This is a genomic window from Turicibacter sp. (assembly GCF_017941855.1).
Classification (GTDB): Bacteria; Bacillota_I; Bacilli_A; order MOL361; family Turicibacteraceae; genus Turicibacter; species Turicibacter sanguinis.
In genome coordinates this window covers 1-19129 of the sequence record NZ_JAGAVR010000005.1, presented here as the reverse complement: position 1 = coordinate 19129, position 19129 = coordinate 1, and the positions used below count along the sequence as shown (strand labels likewise).

The following is a 19129-nucleotide window of genomic DNA, read 5'->3' as shown; positions in this document are numbered from 1 at the left end:
TACAGGAGCAGCAGCAGTTACACCAAATTCTTCTTCGATAGCTTTAACTAATTCGTTTAATTCTAAAACTGACATTTCTTTGATCGCTTCGATCATTTCAGCAGCAGTTAATTTTGCCATTTTATTTTCCTCCTTCAAATTCAGGGTATACCTGTTGAATTAATTTTTATTTAAAATTATTCAGCAGTAGCCTCTTCAGCCACTTCAGTTGTTTCAGCAGCAGCCTCAGCTACAGGTGCCTCAACACCAGCTTCTTTTTGTTCAGAAACAGCTTTAACAACACATGCCATATTGCGCATTGGAGCTTGTAATACAGAAAGTAACATAGATAATAAACCTTCGCGGTTTGGTAACTTAGCTAATTCCATAACTTGCTCTAACGTAGCAACAGAACCTTCGATTAAACCAGCTTTTAATTCTAAAGCTTGGTGTTCTTTCGAGAAGTTGTATAATACGCGTGCAGGTGCAACAACGTCTTCTTTTGAGTAAGCAACAGCAGTTGGACCAACGAATGCTTCAGATAAACCTTCGAATCCAGCTTCAGTTACAGCACGACGAGAGATATTGTTTTTTAATACTTTGAATTCAACACCTTCAGCACGTAATTGTTTACGTAATTCAGTAACTTCAGATACAGTTAACCCACGGTAATCAACAACAACTAAAGAAGCTGATTCTTTGAATTGACCTGCATACTCAGCAACTAATTGTGATTTCATTTCAATTGCAGTAGCGCTCATTATTCACACCTCCTAAGTTTAATTATACGTCCGTAGAAAAGCCCTTGAGCCCACAATCTATTAAGTTCGTGGACAGAAGGGCATAACTAAGGCATGAAAATAAATAAATTATATATATCCAAAACCTCGGTAGGATGATTAAGCATAAGCCCCTACTGTCTACGGTAATTCTATTCGATTATCAATGAGAAAAATTATTTTTCTAATGATTCAGATGCAACTTTGATACCAGGTCCCATTGTTGAAGAAATAGCAACATTCTTAACATAAGTTCCTTTAGCTGCAGATGGTTTAGCTTTTAAGATTGTATCGTAGATTGCTTTGAAGTTTCCAACTAATTTTTCGTTTTCAAATGAAACTTTACCAATTGGAACGTGGATATTTCCAGCTTTATCAACGCGGTATTCTACTTTACCAGCTTTGATTTCATTGATTGCTTTAGTAACGTCCATAGTTACAGTTCCAGTTTTAGGGTTTGGCATTAAACCACGTGGTCCTAAAACGCGTCCTAATTTACCTACTTCAGCCATCATATCTGGTGTAGCTACTACTACATCAAACTCCATCCAACCTTGTTGGATTTTGTTGATCATATCGCTATCTCCTACGAAATCTGCTCCAGCTGCTTCAGCTTCTTTAGCTTTTTCACCTTTAGCGAATACTAATACTGAGCGAACTTTACCAGTTCCGTGAGGTAATACCATAGCTCCACGAATTTGTTGATCCGCTTTACGTGGGTCAACTCCTAAACGGAATGCTACATCTACAGTTGCATCGAATTTAGCAACATTAGTTTTTTTAACTAATTCTACAGCTTCTTCTACAGCATATAATGTAGTAGAATCAACTAGTTTTTTGGCTTCGATGAATTTTTTACCTTTTTTAGCCATTCTAAATACCTCCTAAATTGTGGTTAACGGAATCTCCTCCCACAGATTTAGGTTGTAATCTACAACCTAAAACATGTAGATTAGTCTTCTACAACGATTCCCATTTGTCTTGCAGAACCTTCAATAATACGCATTGCAGCTTCCACTGTATTCGCATTTAAGTCAGACATTTTAGTCTCAGCAATTGTGCGAATTTGATCTTTTGTTAAAGTAGCAACTTTTACCTTATGAGGTTGAGCTGAACCACTTGTGATTCCAGCAGCTTTCTTTAATAAGTCTGATGCTGGTGGAGTTTTTGTAATGAATGTAAATGAACGATCTTCATAAACTGTGATTACTACTGGAATAATACTTCCCATTTGTTCACGTGTACGCTCATTAAATTCTTGACAGAATCCTTGAATGTTCGCACCTGCTTGCCCTAATGCTGGACCTACTGGTGGAGCTGGATTTGCTTTTCCTGCAGGAATTTGTAATTTTACAATACTTTTTACTGCTTTTGCCACGCGACACACCTCCTCTAAGTCCGTGATGTGGTTATTTGGGTTTTTTACCCTCCCACTTGATATGAGTCTCATATCAACTACGATAGTTTATCACCTTTTTTTACTTTAGGCAACAATTTTTTTATTCAACTTCACAAATTTGATTAAAATCTAATTCTACTGGAGTTTCACGTCCGAATAGGTCAACCAATACGCTGACTTTGCTATGTTCTTGGTCAATTGACTCAATTGTTCCAACTTGTCCAGAAAATGGTCCAGCTGCTACTAATACACGTTGACCAACTTGAATATCAAGCGATACTTCCACACTTGTAATTCCCATTTTCTTAAGAATCGGCATAACTTCTTCCGTTGGTAATGGTACTGGGCGAGTTCCTTTTCCACTTGATCCTAAGAATCCAGTTACTCCTGGAGTATTACGAACCATATACCAAGAATCATCTGTATCAATCATTTCAACTAATACATAACCTGGGAAAGTTTTGCGCATTTTTTCTTTGCGAACACCATCTTTAATTTTTACTTCTTTTTCTTCCGGAATTAATACACGGAAGATTTTTTCTTGCATATTCATTGTCTCGATACGTTTTAATAAGTTAGTCATAACTTTATTTTCGTATCCAGCATACGTTTGTACAACATACCAACGTTTTTCCACTATCATGACCTCCTACCCTAGTAAATTCATTACTTGGGAAATTACTAAGTCAACTACAAAGAAGAATACTGTTAGTAATGCGACGAATACTAGTACTTGAAAAGTATAACTTTTCATCTCTTTTTCAGTTGGCCAAGTAATCTTCTTTAATTCTGCAGATACACCTTTAAAAAACCCTTTAACTTGATTCATTAAACTGCCCCCTAGTAGATTATTTTGTTTCCTTATGCATTGTATGTTTTCCACAGCGTTTGCAGAATTTTTTAACTACAAGACGCTCGCTGTGTGTTTGTTTATTCTTAACTGTTGAATAGTTGCGACTTAGGCATTCATCACAAGCTAATATTACTTTTGTACGCATTTTATCCCTCACAACTTTTTATATCTTAACTTAATCTACTCTATCAAAAAGAAGCTTCATTGTCAATAAAGCTAGAAACTTTCACCAATAGAGGAATTCATTTTATTTAAATTCTTTAATTTACTTTTACACCGGCTTAAAGCATTATCAATTTTCTTAGGGGACAGGTTTAATATTATAGCAATCTCATTATAATTATGACCTAATAAGAAGTATTTCAAACATTGTTTCTCAAATGGCGACAATATTTTATCACTATTCATTGCCATTTCAATAATTAACTTTTCGTTTAAATACGTATATTCACTATCATAGTGATAATATCCTGGAGTTTCTAATGTGGAAACTAACGGATGCTCATCATAATCCGTTAGTTGGTCAAGACCAGATGTTCGTTTTAATCTTCGGTAGCTTGTCGTAATCGCATTTCTTACACAAGTCATTGCATAGGAATAAAAACTGTAGTTTGAATTTTCATCAAAAGAATAGATTGCTTTTATAAATGCCATACGGCCTTCTTGAAAAAAATCTTGATAGTCATATCCAATTCCATAATAAGAAGATGCAATTTTTCCGATCAAAGGTGAGTATTTTTCTATGATGATGTGAAGCGCCTCTTCGTTTTGCTCACGTACTAAATACACTAACTCATAATCGTTATATTCTACCGTCACATTATACCTCCAGTATAGTTATTATTTTATAGGATTGCGCTTGTTATAAATTTCATACATCAATAAAGCTGCTGCAACTGATGCATTTAATGAAGTAACATGTCCACGCATTGGTAAGTAAACTTTAAAATCACAAGCTTCACGAACTAATCGACTCATTCCTTTTCCCTCGCTACCAATTACAAGACCTAATGGTAATGTAGCATCTAAAGTACGATAGTCTTGAGCTTCACTTGCATCTGTCCCAGCAATCCAGAGTCCCGCTTCTTTTAATTGATTAATAGCAACCGTTAAGTTTGCAACACATGCAACTGGAATATGTTCGATTGCTCCCGTTGATAACTTAGCTACTGTACTTGTTAATCCAACTGAACGATCTTTTCGAATAACAATTCCATCCACTCCCGCTGCATCAGCAGTACGTAAGATTGCACCTAAGTTATGTGGATCTTCTAATCCATCTAGAATGATGATGAAAGCTGGTTCTTCCTTTTGAGTTGCCTTTGCAATTAAATCAGGTAATGGCATATAAGCATAAGGTTCAACAAGTGCTAATACACCTTGATGATTTCCACGTGCATCATATTTATCCTTTGCTAATTGTTCGAATTTTTGACGAGGTAACACTTTGCAAGGAATTTGTTTTTTCTCGATTGTCGCCATCAATCCTCTTTCCGCTTTTGCTACTGTGTCTGCTACAATCACTTCAAAAACTTTACGTTTTGATTCTAATACTTCATTGACTGTATTTTTTCCATAAATGACTTCGTATTTACTTTCTTTTTTGTTTTCGCGACGGCTATCTTTTTTTACTTCACGTTTTTTGTCTTTTTTAACTTCTTTTTTCGCCATTAGTTTGTCACTCCATTTTTATATTCAATACTTTTGCTCACAATTGCATCTAAACGATCAAATTGTTCTGTTAAATATAAGTATCCAATTAAAGCCTCGAATGCTGTACTATGAGCATATGTTAAGACATCTGTGTTTTTAGGTACGGAACGACTTTTCGTGTTACGTCCTTTTTTCACTACTTCTAATTCTTTCTCTGTTAAAAATTCTATTTCAATTAAATATGCTAATGTAGTGGCTTGAGCATGTGCTGATACATATTTAACTGCCAATTGGTGAAGTCTGTTTGGTTTATTAACCCCACTCTTGCATAACATTTCTCGAATTTTTAAGTCATAATATGAATCACCGACAAATGCCAGCATCGTACTATTCATCTGATTTGCTTCCATTATTTCACGCGCCTTCTTTGATATCGTCATTATTATACACTACTTTTTTATCTTTTAACGAAAAAGCAATAAAACGGACTTGTTTTCTTGAATTCGCCTCAGTTTGACACTATTCTATCACTTTTTACCCTAAAAAAGTTTCAATTTTAAGATGGTTTTCCTAAAACTCATTTTTTAAAATAAAAAAGACTCCACTGATTTTGGAGTCTTTTTTATCATATCTTATTTTATAAAACATTTAAAGCCTGTAATTTTCCACGTAATTCATCTGCTTTAGCAAAGTCTTTTGCTTTTCTTGCCTCTTCCCAAGCTTGCATTAATTCACGTTCTTCATCTGTTAAACGTTTTTTGTTTAAATCAAATCCGAAAATATAAGTCATATTTTGTAATGTCATTAAAGCATAGCGGTTTGCTTCATCTGATGCTTTCGCACGAACCATTTTATTAATTTCTTTAATCACACCATATAAACTTGCAATAGCATTTGCGGTATTGAAGTCATCTTCTAAAGCTTCAACAAACTGGTTCATTAGAGCTTCAATTTCAGGAACTACTGATGGTTCTACATCAAGTGCACCAGCTAAATCAAGTTTTAAATGTAATTGATCATAAGTCGATTTTACTTTTTGCCATTCTTTAACTGCTAATTGGATGTTTTCTTCAGTGTAGTTAATTGGTTGACGATAATGAACTGATAACATAAATAAACGGAAGGCATTAGCATCGATTTGTTCAATTAAATCTTTAACATTGATAACATTTCCGATTGATTTACTCATTTTCTCATTATTTAATCCTAAACGTCCAACATGCATCCAATAGTTTGCGATGTTGTGTTCATACATACATAATGATTGAGCAATTTCATTTTCATGATGAGGGAATTGTAAATCAGTTCCACCTCCATGGATATCAATTTTTCCATGGAATTGGTTATTAATCATCACAACGCATTCTGTATGCCAACCAGGACGCCCTGCACCCCAAGGTGAATCCCATGTAATTCCTTTATCTGTTTTTTTCCATAAAACGAAGTCTAAAGGATTTTCTTTTTTAGAGTCTTCTGCAATACGAGCTCCAACTTCTAATTCATCGATTTTCTTACCTGATAATTGTCCGTATTCACGAACTTTATCAATACGGAAGTAAACGTCTCCATCAACTGCATAAGCAAAATCACGCTCAACTAATTGGTTAATAAATTCAATCATTGAATCCATACTTTCTGTTACTTTTGGCATTGCTGTTAATGGTAAAGCATTTAATGCTTTATTACATTCTAAAAAGTAGTTTAAATATTTTTCAGAAATTTGTGCTTCTGTCACACCTTCTTCAATCGCACGGTTAATGATTTTATCATCAACATCTGTTACGTTTGAAACAAATTCTACTTCGTATCCTAAATATTTAAAATAGCGATGTACTAAATCGAAAAACAGAACAGGACGTGCATTTCCGATATGAATATAGTTGTAAACAGTTGGTCCACAAATATACATTCTCACTTTGTTTTCTTCAATCGGTCTAAATTCTTCTTTCTCACGCGTATACGTATTATAAATTAGCATCGTGAGTCCAACTCCTATCTTTTTCTTGATGTTATTTTCATTTTAATATATTTCGCTAAAATTATCTAGTTTGTATACTCAATCTCATAACCTGATTCGATTAATTTTTGAATGACGCGTTCTTTATGAGCAGCGTCTAACGTTTCAATAACGACCGTCACTCCTAATTGATACATTGATAATCCTTCACGATATCTATTTTGTCGAATCATAATAAGATTACCGAGTTCCTCTGCGATTGTATCTAAGAAAGCATTCAACTCACCAGGACGATCTGCAATTGAAACTTGAATTTTTGTTCGACGTCCAAGAGACATCATAGCATGATTAATAATACTTTCAATAAGATTAGTATCGATATTTCCTCCGGACAGAACGGCACCGACTTTCTTACCTTTAAGGTCTAGCTGATTTGAAAGAATTGCAGCAACACAAACTGCTCCTGCACCTTCACACACCAAGTTACAGTTTTCAAGCAATAATAAGAAAGCCTGCGAAATTTGAGTTTCAGATACTGTGATAACTTCATCAACGTATTGCTGAATTAATGGGAACGTAACATCACCTGGGGTTGCGACTGCAATTCCATCTGCAATCGATTTAGTAACCTTCACTGTGCCAATTTTCCCGTCTTTAATTGATTGATACATCGATGGGGCATTTTCTGTTTGAACTCCAATGACTTTAGTATTTGGATTTAATGTTTTAATAGCCATTGCAATTCCTGCTGCAATTCCACCTCCGCCGATTGGAACTAACACGACATCTAAATCTGGTTGTTCTTCAATCATTTCAAGACCAATTGTTCCTTGCCCTGCAATAACGTAAGGGTCATTAAATGGGTGAACAAATGTTGCTCCAGTTGCTTCTTTAATTTCTAATGCTTTTTGATATGCCTCGTCGTAGATTTCTCCTTCTAAAACCACTTCACCACCATAATTGCGAGTAGCAAAGATTTTAGCAAACGGTGCACTCCTTGGCATGACAATGGTCGATTTGATGCCAAGTTTCGTTGCACTAATTGCAACACCTTGTGCGTGATTCCCAGCACTTGATGCAACAACACCACATTGTTTTTCTTCATCACTTAAATGAAGCATCTTATTATAAGCACCTCGGATTTTAAATGATCCTGATTGCTGAAGATTTTCTAATTTTAAATACACTTCTGCTCCACTACGCTCACTTAATGATTCTGCAAAACAGAAATCTGTTTCTTTAATAACTCCTTTTAAGTTTTGTGCTGCTTCTTTTATCATTTCAAACGTTACAGTATTCACGATAGGTCCCCTCCGCTACAGCATTCATTATTTCGTTTTTTCCTTCATTTTATAGTCTTATTCTATCACACAAACTCATGCATCATAACTCTTAAAACCATTATATGGATATGGTATAATAAAAATGATGAATAAATTCTTAATTTTAAACGGACACTCTTAAGGATGCTCGTAAACTGATGAGGAGGAACTACTAATGAATATTATTGCAACAGATAATGCTCCAAAAGCCATTGGACCTTATTCTCAAGCTATTGAAGCAAATGGAACACTTTATATTTCAGGACAAATCCCATTAGACCCACAAACAATGGAGTTTGTATCTGATGAAATCGAAGCTCAAACTCACCAATGTTTAAAAAATATTCAAGCTATTTTAACTGAAGCGGGATATACATTAGAAAATGTCGTAAAATGTGGAATTTTCTTAGCTGATATGAATGATTTTTCTGCAGTAAATGCGGTATACGGAGAATACTTCTCAGCCCACAAACCAGCACGAGCTTGTGTACAAGTAGCCCGTTTACCACGCGATGCTAAAATCGAAATTGAAGCAATTGCAGTTAAATAATAACTAAAAAATCTCTAGTGCTGAACTAGAGATTTTTTGTTTGATTATCAATATAAATTTGCAAAGCTTTATTTGCTCTAATTAATAGTTTAAAAACAAGCACCCAAAACCAGATGATTAAAGCAAAAACAGATACGATAATTAAGAACTGTCCAAACATACTTAGCTCTCCCCTCTTAGTAGATACTATGCCAATCATTATTCTTTTATTTCAACCAAATGTTCTGGCACCTGTGGTAAATTCATGATGCGTTCTTTTAAAAACAATGGATAAATATTTAGATGTTTAATTTTTTCTAAAGGTAGCCATAGGAAAGATAGTTTTTTATATCCACCTTCATTCATGATAAACTCCTGACCTCTTTTTAAAATGTCTTCCTCTGTTAACTGAAGCAAGTAGTACATTCCAATTTCATGAAATTGTTCTTGGCTTTGTTGCTCGACGAAGAAATTTTCAACGATCCATAGTAATTGAGTCGCTTCAACCTCCACGTCCAATTCTTCTTTTATTTCTCGTTTAATAGCCATAGTACTTTCCTCATTCATCGACACTCTCCCACCTGGTAAATAATAATAGGGTGAGCGTTCATCGGTCATGACAAGCAGCCGATTCTCATGAATTAATACGCCAGCCACACGGTAGTTAAAGCGTCCAACATCCGTTTGAAAAGTTACATCCATTTTAATTCCCCTTTTCTAATAAATACAATACCCGATATTTATACATAATCCTAGTCTATTTATCAAATTCTAAACTATACGATTTATTTGGAGTGTGAACAAATGAGTAAGAAATTAGAATTTTATAAATGGCTTGTTTTACTATCATGTTTTTTAATTATGGGTGTTGCATTTAGTATTGTTAATAATATTACGACATTATTTTTAGATCCCGTCACCAAAGACTTAGGATTCTCACTCTCATCCTTTTCATTCATTTTTACGATAGGTGCAATCACGACCTCACTAATGTCTCCAATTATCGGAAAACTACTAACAAAACTTCCACTTAAACTCATTATGAGTATCGGAGCTATTTTAACCGGCAGTGGATTTTTCTGTTATTCTCTCGCTACAAAAATTTGGATGTTCTATTGCATTGCCATTATTGTCGGAATAGGGCTAACCTGTTTAACTACCATTCCGATTGCTACAACACTAACACACTGGTTTAAGGATAAAAAAGGATTAGCATTAGGAATTTCAACGGCAGGAGCGGGAACAGGGTCTTTTATATGGATGCAGGTGGTTTCAAGGTTACTGATCAGTAAAGGATACACCTTCACCTATGCTATTCTTGGCATTATCATTATTGTAGTTTGTCTACCGCTAGCACTCTTCATTATGAGGATGCCACCAGATACAACCATTAAAGCTAAAAAAAAAGAAAAATTTTCATATAAAGATATTCAGTGGAGTCCACGGCTAATTTTATTTATAGTCGGTCTCTTCTTACTCGGGATGTGTATTTCAGGAACTAAGATGCATATTCAATCATATTTAATTTATCTAGGCCATCCACTTCCGTTTAATGCAAATGTCGGTTCAACTCAAGCACTTTTCGCATTAATGGGGAGTTTAATCGGAGGATATATTTTTGATAAAGTAAAATTAACTAAATCAATTATTCTATTAGTCTCAATGGCTCTTATCGGTTATGTCTGTTTACTTTTAGGAACCATTCCATCACTCCTTTTTGTTTTCGCCGCTCTGTTTGGTATTTGTTTATGTTTACCCTCTTTAGTCCCTACCTATGGAACAAGCGCTTTATTTGGACAAGAACATTACGCCATGTATCTAGGAGTGATTAATATGATTTTCACACTCGGTGGAGCATTAGGTCCTGTTATTACAGGATTTATTGTTGATTATTTCAATTATAGTGTAGTTTGGACCCTCTATTTTTTTATTACTATTATCTATCTTCTTTTAATCTTACTCGCCTTAAAATCAAAAAAAACCTCAGATTAATTCTGAGGTTTTAGTATTTCATTAGATGAATTTTGCAATACGTCCAACAACTGTTTCTTTACCTAATAAAGCTAATGCTTTTGGTAAATCTGGACCGTGCATTTGCCCAGTTGTTGCAATACGGCAAGGCATGAATAACATTTTACCTTTTGCTCCCGCTGCTTTTCCAGCTGCTTTAATTGCGGCTTGGATTCCTTCAGCATTGAAATCTTCTAATGCTTCTAATTCTGTTTTGAATGCTTTTAACGTTTCAGATACACCATCTTGTGCAATGAAAGCTTGTGCTTCTTCGTCTAATTCTAATTCTTCTGAGAAGAATTCATCATATAAATCAACAATCTCAGCACCATATGACAAGCGATCATGGAATAATGAGATTAATTCCATTGCCCATGCTGTTGTTTTTCCTTCTAAAATTCCCTCTTCAACTAAGTGAGGCATACATAATTCTAATAACTCTTCATCTTCTAATGCTTTGATGTAGCGGTTATTAATGTATGATAATTTATTTTTATCGAATGTAGATGGTGATTTAGATAAACGTTTTTCATCAAATAATTCAATTAATTGTTCATGCGATAAAATCTCTTCTTCAATTGCAGGAGACCATCCTAATAATGCAATGAAGTTAAATAATGCTTCTGGTAAATATCCCATGTTAGCATATTGTTCAATGAATTGAACTGTATCTTTGTCACGTTTTGATAATTTCTTACCATTTTCGTTAACGATTAATGTCATATGACCAAATTGAGGAATATCCCATCCAAAAGCACGATAAACCATCATTTGTTTTGGAGTATTTGTTAAATGCTCTTCACCACGGAAAACATGAGTAATTTTCATTAAGTGATCATCCACAACTACTGCAAAGTTATACGTTGGGATTCCGTTACTTTTCATGATAACCCAATCACCAAAATCTTCTGATTTAAAAGTAACCTCTCCACGAACGATATCATTGAATGTGTATTCTTCATTTTCAGGAACTTTAATACGAACCACGTATTCTCCACGTGCTTCTAATTCTTTCTTTTCTTCTTCTGTTGCATTTAAACAACGACGAGAATAATGGATATTATCATGACCATGAGTAGATAAAGCTTCGCGTTCTGCCTCAAGTTCTTCACTTGTACAATAGCATTTATAAGCTAATCCTTTTTCGATTAATTCTTCTACATATTGACGATAAATATCTAAACGTTCTAATTGACGGTATGGGCCATATTCTCCACCACAATCAACAGACTCATCCCATTCAATTCCTAACCAACGTAAAAAGTTCATTTGAGACTCTTCTCCACCTTCAACGTTGCGCTCTAAGTCAGTATCTTCAATACGTAAAATAAAATCTCCACCGTAATGTTTCGCAAATAAATAATTGTATAATGCTGAACGAGCATTTCCGATATGTAAAAATCCTGTTGGACTTGGTGCATAACGAACACGAACTGTCATAAATATTGCCTCCTATTTAAACATAATAACTGTACTATTGTTATTCTTTTCATATTATATACGATTGAAACAAAATATTAAAGATTATTAAAAAAAATTGCGCCCAAGACACTGATTTTACCATGATTCTAAGTCATTAAAGAATAGATTTATGATATGATGAATCTACCGGAGGGGATGAGATGCAAATATATGTAATGCCAGATTGGATTAATTTAACGTTACAAATACTATCGACTATTGTTCTAATTGCAATCGTTTGGCTTGTTATTAAATCTTTACGAAAACGATGAATCTAAAAAAAGATTCACTTTTTGGTAAATGTATTACAACATTTAATATTATTTTATCTAATTAGGTGAAAGGAGAAGGGAATGTTACCTATGAAAACAATATCTACAATGAAAAGAGGAATTATATGAGATCTGAAGTGATTCCGTTTTAAAATTAAAACTGTGGATAACTAAAAAGCACCTCATTAGCGAGGTGCTTTTTGCTTTATAAATGAATAAAGCCAAAGAAGTAATTCTTTAGCTTTATTAAAATATAGGGGGCATATCATAATTGATTATACCTTGTATCAATATCTCAGAGATTAATTAACGGGTAACATCGCGTTAATATTGTGTTAATTAGTCTTTTTGAATAATAAAACAACACACTCTGAAGCTATTCCTTCTTCTCGCCCCACAAACCCTAACTTTTCACCACGAGTAGCTTTTACATTAACTTGATCCATTGAAGCATTTAAATCACTCGCAATATTTTGACGCATCGAGTCGATATGTGGTCGCATTTTAGGTCTTTCAGCATAAATTGTCGCATCTAAATTTCCTAAGCAATATCCCGCTTCATCCATCATTTTAAAGGCTCCGCGCAATAGAACACGTGAATCGACTCCTTTGTAAGTTGGATCAGTATCTGGAAAATGAGTTCCGATATCACCTTTTGCTAAAGCACCAATAATTGCTTCTGTTATTGCGTGGCATAATACATCAGCATCACTATGTCCAAGTAATCCTTTTGTATGCTCAATCTCAACTCCACCTAAAATTAATTTGCGTCCCTCTACTAACTGATGGATATCAGTTGAATGGCCAATTCGAATCATCAAAATCTTCCTTTCTAATCAAAAATATCATCAAATAAGTCATCTAGTTCAATCATCCCCTGTGATTTTAACTCGATTAAATCAAAAAGGACTCCTTGATGTAAGCTTTGTTTTATCACGATATTAGATGATACCGTAACTACAGAACACACTATCACAATAATAACGGCAACTAGACTCGAAATAATTAAATAAAGCTCTAAACCTTTCTTTCTCATTGAATTCACCTACATTCCTCAATTGATTCTTAATTAAGTCGTTTATAGATCAAATAACCTGTATAAAGTGACGCAACCCCAATATTAAATAAAATTAGTGTCACTCCTAATACTGCAATCGCAAGTCCGATTGAAAAAGACATTAAAAAAATACTTCCAATTATAAAACGAAAACTCGTCATAAAAAATAAAATCGAGACACATAAAGATGCTATGATAGCACAGATAGAGATACCTTTTTTAAAACCTTTTTCATTAGATTTTGGCTTTTCTACCTTTGAATCATCTTTATCAGCGGGGAAACGAGATTCAGTATAATCTAATGATTGCTTAACTTCTTGTGCTACCTTTTTAGGCCATCCTAATCTAGATAATATCTCCTCTTCATCTATATCTAACTCTTTCATTTCATTAACTTGTTCTTTATAAGAAGATAAGATTTCTAATCGGTCCTCTTCTAAAATATCTTGTAATTCTCGCTCTAACTCTTCTAGCCATTGGTTAATCATATCCACTGACTAATCACACTCCTTCGAATAAACGATGAACGGATTCAACCATTTGATTCCATTCTTTTAAAAGTTTTGCTAAATATTCTTCACCTTTATCTGTTATTGAATAATATTTTCTCGTCGGACCTTCAGTTGACTCTTTATTATAAGTTTCTAAATAGCCTTCTTTCGTTAATCTTCTTAATAATGGATAAATTGTACTCTCAGTCACCTCTATATAATATGAAAGTTTTTGAACCATTTCGTAACCGTACAAATCCGTTTTTTCAATTAATTTTAAAACACATAATTCTAAAACACCCTTTTTATATTGTGCATTCATAATCTCATTATTAATAACAACAAATTGTTACCCTAAACCTCCCTTACAGATAGTCTTTTAGCAAGAAATCCATCAAAAAGACTTGTGATATAATACCACAAGTCTTTCAAATTTAAAATATTTTCTAACCTTTTATTCGGCTATATTAATCTAAATTTGTATCCACACTGCGAGAAATAATACTTCCATCAATCCCACTAATTTCGAATTCGTATTCAGTTCTTCCCTCATAAACAGTAATCTCATATACAGGAATTCCTCGTTCATAATCTAATGAAAATTCGCCAATTACGCCACTATTTACTTGGCCTAATGCAATCTCCTTCGCTTTAGTTTGATCAATATTTAATCCTTGATTAGTATTTATATTAGATGCTTGGTTAATTAATTCTTGGTCTTTACTCAAAATACTTCCATCCATCGCACTGACTTCAAATTCATATTTATATGTTCCATCTACTACTGTAACATCATAAACCGGAAGGTAGTCATCGCGGTCCAATTTAATTCCAACAATTGTTCCATTGACTTGATTATTTATAATTTCTTTTACTTTTGCCTCATCAATCTTTACTTCATTAGTGATTAGTGGATTTTGTTCACTACTACGTTTTAAAATACTTCCATCAACAGCACTGATTTCAAATTCATATTCAGTCGTACCATTCACAATCGTAATATCATAATTTGGAATAATATCATCCATATCGTATGAGAATTCAATAACATTTCCTGATCCGACTTCTTTCAAAGCAATCTCTTTTGCTTGCTCTTCAGTAATTGTCACTTGCGCACCGCTAATATTTGTTGAATTAGGATTCTGGGAAGTTATCGGAGTTTCTGTTTGAGTAGTTGATGGATTAGTCGTTTGAGGAGCAGAAGAACATCCGAATAAAAATGCCCCTGTTACTAACATTGAATATAATAGTGTCTTTTTCATAAAAATCTACTCCTTATATCTTAATTATTATTTTTATTTTTATAAAAAAATTAAATTTTAATGTATAACATCGTGATAAATTTTAGTTATTCATCTCCTACTGTGTATTACACACTAGTAGTATAACAAACACTACTATACATTGTCTAGTAGCTTGTATAAAAATAGCCAACGAAATTTTTTTCGTTGGCTATTTTTTTATCGTAATTTGAATTTCTTGTTTAACGACATAAAATATGATTCACTTATTTCAATTCATTTTAGCTATTAAATATCTATAGGGTTCCCTTCATTAATTGCTTTGCCATTACTAAATCTTCTGGAGTTGTTAGTTTAATATTAGTATAGTCTCCTCGTACCACATTAACAGTTGATTTTGTAAACTTCTCTATTAAGCTTGCCTCATCAGTCCCTAAAAATTCTGCTTTTTTTGCACGTTCATGTGCTTGCTTTAATAAAGAAGTTGGGGCTGCTTGCGGTGTCTGAACAGCATATATTTGCGAGCGATCAGGAGTTTCAACTACGACACCGTCAACTACACGTTTAATCGTATCCTTTACAGGCACTGCTACAATAGACGGATGATGACTTAGAGCTTGCTGATAACATTCATCAATCATACGTTGCGTCACAAAAGGTCGCGCTCCATCATGAACTAAAACAACATCCTCAGTAACCATCTGAAGCCCATTGTAGACACTATATTGTCGTTCGCTTCCACCTCGAACAATTCGAATACGCGAATCCATTATATTAGCACCTTCTAAGATATTTTGCATCGTATCTATTTCAGTTGGATTAACAACTAATATAAGTTGTCCACAGTTTGCATTTTTTAAGAATTTTTTCAAGGTATGAACCACAACAGGTTGGTTGTTAATTTCATATAACATTTTATTGTAACCCAATCCCATTCGACTTCCAATTCCGGCTGATAAAATAATTGCAGCGTACATGTCTTTCACCTCATATGTAAAAGTTGCCTCCTATTGATAGGAGGCTAGTTTAAAAAATTATAAAATGATTTCTTTAATTTGGTCGTCTTTACGATCTAGATAATGAATTGATTGAATACGACGAACAGTTCTTGATTTTCCGCGAATAACTAATGTTTCAGTTGTGGCAATTCCATCTTCACATGTGATTCCATCTAATAAATCACCTTTAGTGATTCCTGTTGCTGAGAAGATAACATTATCACTTTTCGCCATATCCTCAAGTTTTAAAATTTCGTTTGGTTTAACTCCCATTTCTTCACAACGACGAGCTTCATCCTCACTCATTTTAATATTTTCTTCTGTCTCACCTTTAACATCTTTACGTAAAACTAAACGTCCTTGCATATCTCCATCAAGTGCACGGATTACAGCAGCAGAAACAACACCTTCTGGTGCTCCACCAATTCCATAAACCATATCAACTTCACTAAATGGCATACATGTTAAAATTGAAGCTGCAACATCTCCATCTGGAATCGCAAATACACGCACTCCTAAAGCCTGCATTTGTTTAATTTGCTCATCATGACGTGGTTTAGCAAGTGTCATCACTGTTACAGCAGATAATGGCTTATTAACTGCTTTGGCAACACGACGAATATTTTCTTCTAAAGATAAGTTTAAATCAATAACACCTTTCGCTTTTGGCCCAACGATTAGTTTTTCCATGTACATATCTGGTGCTTTTAAGAAAGATCCTTTTTCACCAACGGCAAGGGTTGTCATAGCATTAGCCTGTCCCATTGCTGTCATACGAGTTCCTTCAATTGGATCTACCGCGATATCTACATCGTCTCCAAATCCAGTTCCAACACGTTCTCCGATGTATAACATTGGCGCCTCATCGATTTCACCTTCACCAATCACAATCTCTCCGCGAATATTAATTTCATTTAATACGTGACGCATCGCTAAAACAGCCGCACCATCTGCCGCGTTTTTATCCCCACGTCCTAACCACTTGTAACCTGCTAATGCTGCTGCCTCTGTGGCACGAGAAAACTCAATTGCTAATTCACGTCTCATGTTGAAACCTCCTATAAATGATTTAAAATTCCAATTTTATTATATCAAAAAATCAAGTTCTCGGTTGGAATTTTGTCGTTTTTTTGGAACAACTTTCACAAAAATAATTTCTTTCAATTTAACCTTATCAAAAAAAACACTTTTCACCATATAGATAAAAAGTGTTTTTAGATGTTATTGAATTGGATTAGTTAAAGCATCAAAGCTAACATTTAACCATTCACGATATTTGTTATCGTCCCCTGCCATTTCGAGGGCATGATAAGCTTCTACAATAACTGTATGAGGATACTTTTCATTACCTAAAAGATAATGTTTATACTTTTCATAAAGATCCATTAAATAAGTATGAGCTTCTTTTTCACGAATTGTAAATAAATATCGATTTCCTAAAAAGGCAACTATTCCCCCTAACAAAACAAATCCCACACGATTCTGGGCAACAATTAATCCTGTTGTTCCAATAACAGCTGCTCCAAGCGATTGGATAGTTGTTGCAATCATTTTATAATCGTATCGATTAAAGAACATATTTACATACGATGTAATCATCACAATCAACGTTCGTGAAGTTGAAGATTTAAAGATTGTAAATAAAATTAAAAATAAAATAACACCGAATAATGTCCCTGTAAATCGCATCCATGTTTTCTTATTACTTTCCTCATAACTTGGTTGAACAAGTGCTAACAGTGTAAAACATAGCCAACGACCATATTCTAAGTTAAAGAATGTGGTGTAGAACAAGGCAGCACTTAATAAAATCGTCACACGCATAGCAAATTTAAAAGACAGTGACTTTGTATCAATTTGGAATATTTGATGCAAGATGTTTTCTTTATATTCAGGATAAACATCTTGTTCAGATAATTTCAATATCTTTAAAGCCTGTTTAATTTTTTGCATGAAGTCAGGTAAAACTTTTTCATCCCATTTATCAAATATTTTAGCCGCAATAGCGTAGTCCTCATTTTTTAATCCTTGAACTAATAATTTCAGATCTAGTAATAATTCTTCTGATGTTTCACCCGCTTCGTAGTAATTTGAGACATCTGTTAATAAGTAATAAATTTTATGAAGTGAGATAATTTCACTCACACGATACATACTATCCGTTGTTAAAGTCGTTCTTAAATTGCGACGTTCAAATGTTACTTTCATAAAACGTTTCATTCCCAGTTTAAGAACATCGATTTCTTCAGGATGAATACTGTAATCTTGAGATAAAATTCGATCGATTCTTTTTTCAACAAGCTCTAATGCTGTTTCATTTTCATTTTTTAAAATCTTCTTATAAGTATCTTTGTTCATTACATATTGTAATAAAACGATTAATAATGCTCCTATCGCTAACGAAATTAAACGTCCTGGAAGCATTTTAATATCTGAAACTGGTGCTGATAATAATAGAAATAAATATCCAAGTAAATATGGGAAATGATATGTTTTCTTACCATTTATCGTTGTCCAATACGTCATAAAGAAAATAAATGGAATACTAATTAACATTGTTAAAAATGCACTAACCGTTATTAAATAACTCGCTAATCCCATATACAACAAGATGAATAATAATTTAATAAATAACAGTTTTAAATTTTGAGTCATATCCTTTTCAGATGTAACTAATCCAATAATTAAAACCGTAACTCCAACCATTAAGTTAGATTGGCCAAAAATGGTCTTAAACAAAACAACATAAACCATAATGGACAGAAATAAAAATGCATTAGATATGATTTGTTTTTTCATTCTTCTCACCTCAATAAAATAAATAGTGTCGAGCAATATAACAAAAATATCCATTTTTGTCAATGAAGTTTAGAGAATAAACTTTTCATCGTATAAAATCCTCGAAATTCCATAATACTACTTTTTAAATGTACTTTTTTATTATATTGAATTTGTCTAAATATTATATTGAATGTGGTAAAAAAGTAATTCCAATAAAAACGTTTTTTGCCTAAAATTAGGTTGTAAAATGCTTTACTTGGATGTATAATTTGTCAAGTGAAAATTAGAGGGGAGTAAATACTATGTTGTCTTACGAATTTCTATTTGATATTGCTTTAATCTTAATG

The 19129-nt window shown here is 33.6% G+C and carries 24 protein-coding genes, 1 pseudogene and 1 other annotated feature; of the genes and pseudogenes, 2 read left to right on the top strand and 23 right to left on the bottom strand.

The window, feature by feature from the left end; translation table 11 throughout:
* The 12 genes and pseudogenes from rplL to ilvA all read right to left on the bottom strand — a co-directional run.
* Nucleotides 1-120 (bottom strand): annotated as a pseudogene (rplL, locus tag J6D32_RS00775) (50S ribosomal protein L7/L12); the annotation flags it as partial.
* 56 nt (nucleotides 121-176) lie between these two features.
* Complete coding sequence (rplJ, locus tag J6D32_RS00770; protein ID WP_006784420.1) at nucleotides 177-740, bottom strand: 50S ribosomal protein L10; 564 nt, start codon at nucleotides 738-740, stop codon at nucleotides 177-179.
* Nucleotides 741-765: 25 nt separating this feature from the next.
* Nucleotides 766-923: a sequence feature (ribosomal protein L10 leader region), on the bottom strand.
* A gap of 11 nt (nucleotides 924-934) precedes the next feature.
* Complete coding sequence (rplA, locus tag J6D32_RS00765) at nucleotides 935-1630, bottom strand: 50S ribosomal protein L1 (protein WP_006784419.1); 696 nt, start codon at nucleotides 1628-1630, stop codon at nucleotides 935-937.
* Between the two features lie 80 nt (nucleotides 1631-1710).
* Nucleotides 1711-2136, bottom strand: a complete 426-nt coding sequence (rplK, locus tag J6D32_RS00760) for a 50S ribosomal protein L11 (RefSeq protein WP_006784418.1) — start codon at nucleotides 2134-2136, stop codon at nucleotides 1711-1713.
* Between the two features lie 121 nt (nucleotides 2137-2257).
* A complete protein-coding gene (gene nusG / locus J6D32_RS00755; protein ID WP_009607237.1) occupies nucleotides 2258-2794 on the bottom strand; it encodes a transcription termination/antitermination protein NusG in 537 nt (178 codons plus the stop codon).
* A 12-nt stretch (nucleotides 2795-2806) separates the two neighbouring features.
* Nucleotides 2807-2986, bottom strand: coding sequence for a preprotein translocase subunit SecE (gene secE, locus J6D32_RS00750; RefSeq protein ID WP_006784416.1), 180 nt, complete (start codon nucleotides 2984-2986; stop codon nucleotides 2807-2809).
* A gap of 19 nt (nucleotides 2987-3005) precedes the next feature.
* Nucleotides 3006-3155: a 50S ribosomal protein L33 gene (gene rpmG, locus J6D32_RS00745; RefSeq protein ID WP_081448230.1), complete on the bottom strand. Its 150-nt coding sequence runs from the start codon at nucleotides 3153-3155 to the stop codon at nucleotides 3006-3008.
* A 71-nt stretch (nucleotides 3156-3226) separates the two neighbouring features.
* A complete protein-coding gene (locus tag J6D32_RS00740; RefSeq protein WP_006784415.1) occupies nucleotides 3227-3829 on the bottom strand; it encodes a sigma-70 family RNA polymerase sigma factor in 603 nt (200 codons plus the stop codon).
* Nucleotides 3830-3850: 21 nt separating this feature from the next.
* Nucleotides 3851-4681 (bottom strand): 23S rRNA (guanosine(2251)-2'-O)-methyltransferase RlmB, encoded by an 831-nt coding sequence (rlmB, locus tag J6D32_RS00735; protein WP_006784414.1) that lies wholly within the window; start codon nucleotides 4679-4681, stop codon nucleotides 3851-3853.
* Nucleotides 4681-5073 (bottom strand): Mini-ribonuclease 3, encoded by a 393-nt coding sequence (locus J6D32_RS00730; protein ID WP_006784413.1) that lies wholly within the window; start codon nucleotides 5071-5073, stop codon nucleotides 4681-4683. The genes rlmB and J6D32_RS00730 overlap by 1 nt, the downstream gene beginning before the upstream one ends.
* Before the next feature lie 227 nt (nucleotides 5074-5300).
* Nucleotides 5301-6641, bottom strand: coding sequence for a cysteine--tRNA ligase (gene cysS, locus J6D32_RS00725; RefSeq protein ID WP_006784412.1), 1341 nt, complete (start codon nucleotides 6639-6641; stop codon nucleotides 5301-5303).
* 65 nt (nucleotides 6642-6706) lie between these two features.
* Nucleotides 6707-7921, bottom strand: coding sequence for a threonine ammonia-lyase (gene ilvA / locus J6D32_RS00720; RefSeq protein WP_006784411.1), 1215 nt, complete (start codon nucleotides 7919-7921; stop codon nucleotides 6707-6709).
* Between the two features lie 196 nt (nucleotides 7922-8117).
* On the opposite strand from ilvA, the gene J6D32_RS00715 reads away from it, so the two are divergent.
* Entirely contained in the window at nucleotides 8118-8492 is a 375-nt protein-coding gene (locus J6D32_RS00715; protein WP_006784410.1) for a RidA family protein, read from the top strand.
* Between the two features lie 25 nt (nucleotides 8493-8517).
* On the opposite strand, the gene J6D32_RS00710 is transcribed toward J6D32_RS00715, so the two are convergent.
* Together J6D32_RS00710 and J6D32_RS00705 are read right to left on the bottom strand one after the other, a co-directional pair.
* Complete coding sequence (locus J6D32_RS00710; RefSeq protein ID WP_006784409.1) at nucleotides 8518-8652, bottom strand: hypothetical protein; 135 nt, start codon at nucleotides 8650-8652, stop codon at nucleotides 8518-8520.
* A gap of 38 nt (nucleotides 8653-8690) precedes the next feature.
* The gene (locus J6D32_RS00705; protein WP_009607257.1) at nucleotides 8691-9173 is read right to left on the bottom strand and encodes an NUDIX hydrolase; all 483 of its coding nucleotides are present in this window, start codon (nucleotides 9171-9173) and stop codon (nucleotides 8691-8693) included.
* Nucleotides 9174-9275: 102 nt separating this feature from the next.
* On the opposite strand from J6D32_RS00705, the gene J6D32_RS00700 reads away from it, so the two are divergent.
* A complete protein-coding gene (locus J6D32_RS00700; protein ID WP_009607253.1) occupies nucleotides 9276-10463 on the top strand; it encodes an MFS transporter in 1188 nt (395 codons plus the stop codon).
* Between the two features lie 21 nt (nucleotides 10464-10484).
* Here the strand turns inward: J6D32_RS00700 and gltX are convergent, their stop codons facing one another.
* The 9 genes from gltX to J6D32_RS00655 form a co-directional block, all read right to left on the bottom strand.
* Complete coding sequence (gene gltX, locus J6D32_RS00695) at nucleotides 10485-11921, bottom strand: glutamate--tRNA ligase (protein ID WP_006784406.1); 1437 nt, start codon at nucleotides 11919-11921, stop codon at nucleotides 10485-10487.
* 628 nt (nucleotides 11922-12549) lie between these two features.
* Entirely contained in the window at nucleotides 12550-13032 is a 483-nt protein-coding gene (gene ispF, locus J6D32_RS00690; protein WP_006784405.1) for a 2-C-methyl-D-erythritol 2,4-cyclodiphosphate synthase, read from the bottom strand.
* 14 nt (nucleotides 13033-13046) lie between these two features.
* The gene (locus J6D32_RS00685) at nucleotides 13047-13250 is read right to left on the bottom strand and encodes a hypothetical protein (protein ID WP_006784404.1); all 204 of its coding nucleotides are present in this window, start codon (nucleotides 13248-13250) and stop codon (nucleotides 13047-13049) included.
* A gap of 29 nt (nucleotides 13251-13279) precedes the next feature.
* A complete protein-coding gene (locus J6D32_RS00680) occupies nucleotides 13280-13759 on the bottom strand; it encodes an HAAS signaling domain-containing protein (protein WP_155061865.1) in 480 nt (159 codons plus the stop codon).
* A gap of 13 nt (nucleotides 13760-13772) precedes the next feature.
* Nucleotides 13773-14084, bottom strand: a complete 312-nt coding sequence (locus J6D32_RS00675) for a PadR family transcriptional regulator (RefSeq protein ID WP_006784402.1) — start codon at nucleotides 14082-14084, stop codon at nucleotides 13773-13775.
* Nucleotides 14085-14229: 145 nt separating this feature from the next.
* A complete protein-coding gene (locus tag J6D32_RS00670; RefSeq protein ID WP_006784401.1) occupies nucleotides 14230-15024 on the bottom strand; it encodes a PepSY domain-containing protein in 795 nt (264 codons plus the stop codon).
* A gap of 275 nt (nucleotides 15025-15299) precedes the next feature.
* Complete coding sequence (gene ispD, locus J6D32_RS00665; RefSeq protein ID WP_006784400.1) at nucleotides 15300-15980, bottom strand: 2-C-methyl-D-erythritol 4-phosphate cytidylyltransferase; 681 nt, start codon at nucleotides 15978-15980, stop codon at nucleotides 15300-15302.
* A 57-nt stretch (nucleotides 15981-16037) separates the two neighbouring features.
* Nucleotides 16038-17048: a class II fructose-bisphosphatase gene (glpX, locus tag J6D32_RS00660; RefSeq protein WP_006784399.1), complete on the bottom strand. Its 1011-nt coding sequence runs from the start codon at nucleotides 17046-17048 to the stop codon at nucleotides 16038-16040.
* Between the two features lie 174 nt (nucleotides 17049-17222).
* Nucleotides 17223-18800, bottom strand: coding sequence for an FUSC family protein (locus tag J6D32_RS00655; protein ID WP_009607250.1), 1578 nt, complete (start codon nucleotides 18798-18800; stop codon nucleotides 17223-17225).
* Between the last annotated feature and the right edge of the window lie 329 nt (nucleotides 18801-19129).

Excerpts from the sequence above, each read along its gene's own strand:
- secE (WP_006784416.1), bottom strand. The coding sequence starts at position 2,986 with ATGAATCAAGTTAAAGGGTTTTTTAAAGGTGTATCTGCAGAATTAAAG.
- rlmB (WP_006784414.1), bottom strand. The coding sequence starts at position 4,681 with ATGGCGAAAAAAGAAGTTAAAAAAGACAAAAAACGTGAAGTAAAAAAA.
- gltX (WP_006784406.1), bottom strand. The coding sequence starts at position 11,921 with ATGACAGTTCGTGTTCGTTATGCACCAAGTCCAACAGGATTTTTACAT.
- J6D32_RS00710 (WP_006784409.1), bottom strand. The coding sequence starts at position 8,652 with ATGTTTGGACAGTTCTTAATTATCGTATCTGTTTTTGCTTTAATCATC.
- J6D32_RS00730 (WP_006784413.1), bottom strand. The coding sequence starts at position 5,073 with ATGGAAGCAAATCAGATGAATAGTACGATGCTGGCATTTGTCGGTGAT.
- cysS (WP_006784412.1), bottom strand. The coding sequence starts at position 6,641 with ATGCTAATTTATAATACGTATACGCGTGAGAAAGAAGAATTTAGACCG.
- J6D32_RS00655 (WP_009607250.1), bottom strand. The coding sequence starts at position 18,800 with ATGAAAAAACAAATCATATCTAATGCATTTTTATTTCTGTCCATTATG.
- J6D32_RS00715 (WP_006784410.1), top strand. The coding sequence starts at position 8,118 with ATGAATATTATTGCAACAGATAATGCTCCAAAAGCCATTGGACCTTAT.
- ispF (WP_006784405.1), bottom strand. The coding sequence starts at position 13,032 with ATGATTCGAATTGGCCATTCAACTGATATCCATCAGTTAGTAGAGGGA.
- rplA (WP_006784419.1), bottom strand. The coding sequence starts at position 1,630 with ATGGCTAAAAAAGGTAAAAAATTCATCGAAGCCAAAAAACTAGTTGAT.
- J6D32_RS00680 (WP_155061865.1), bottom strand. The coding sequence starts at position 13,759 with ATGATTAACCAATGGCTAGAAGAGTTAGAGCGAGAATTACAAGATATT.
- J6D32_RS00705 (WP_009607257.1), bottom strand. The coding sequence starts at position 9,173 with ATGGATGTAACTTTTCAAACGGATGTTGGACGCTTTAACTACCGTGTG.
- J6D32_RS00685 (WP_006784404.1), bottom strand. The coding sequence starts at position 13,250 with ATGAGAAAGAAAGGTTTAGAGCTTTATTTAATTATTTCGAGTCTAGTT.
- J6D32_RS00675 (WP_006784402.1), bottom strand. The coding sequence starts at position 14,084 with ATGAATGCACAATATAAAAAGGGTGTTTTAGAATTATGTGTTTTAAAA.
- glpX (WP_006784399.1), bottom strand. The coding sequence starts at position 17,048 with ATGAGACGTGAATTAGCAATTGAGTTTTCTCGTGCCACAGAGGCAGCA.
- J6D32_RS00700 (WP_009607253.1), top strand. The coding sequence starts at position 9,276 with ATGAGTAAGAAATTAGAATTTTATAAATGGCTTGTTTTACTATCATGT.
- J6D32_RS00670 (WP_006784401.1), bottom strand. The coding sequence starts at position 15,024 with ATGAAAAAGACACTATTATATTCAATGTTAGTAACAGGGGCATTTTTA.
- rpmG (WP_081448230.1), bottom strand. The coding sequence starts at position 3,155 with ATGCGTACAAAAGTAATATTAGCTTGTGATGAATGCCTAAGTCGCAAC.
- rplJ (WP_006784420.1), bottom strand. The coding sequence starts at position 740 with ATGAGCGCTACTGCAATTGAAATGAAATCACAATTAGTTGCTGAGTAT.
- ispD (WP_006784400.1), bottom strand. The coding sequence starts at position 15,980 with ATGTACGCTGCAATTATTTTATCAGCCGGAATTGGAAGTCGAATGGGA.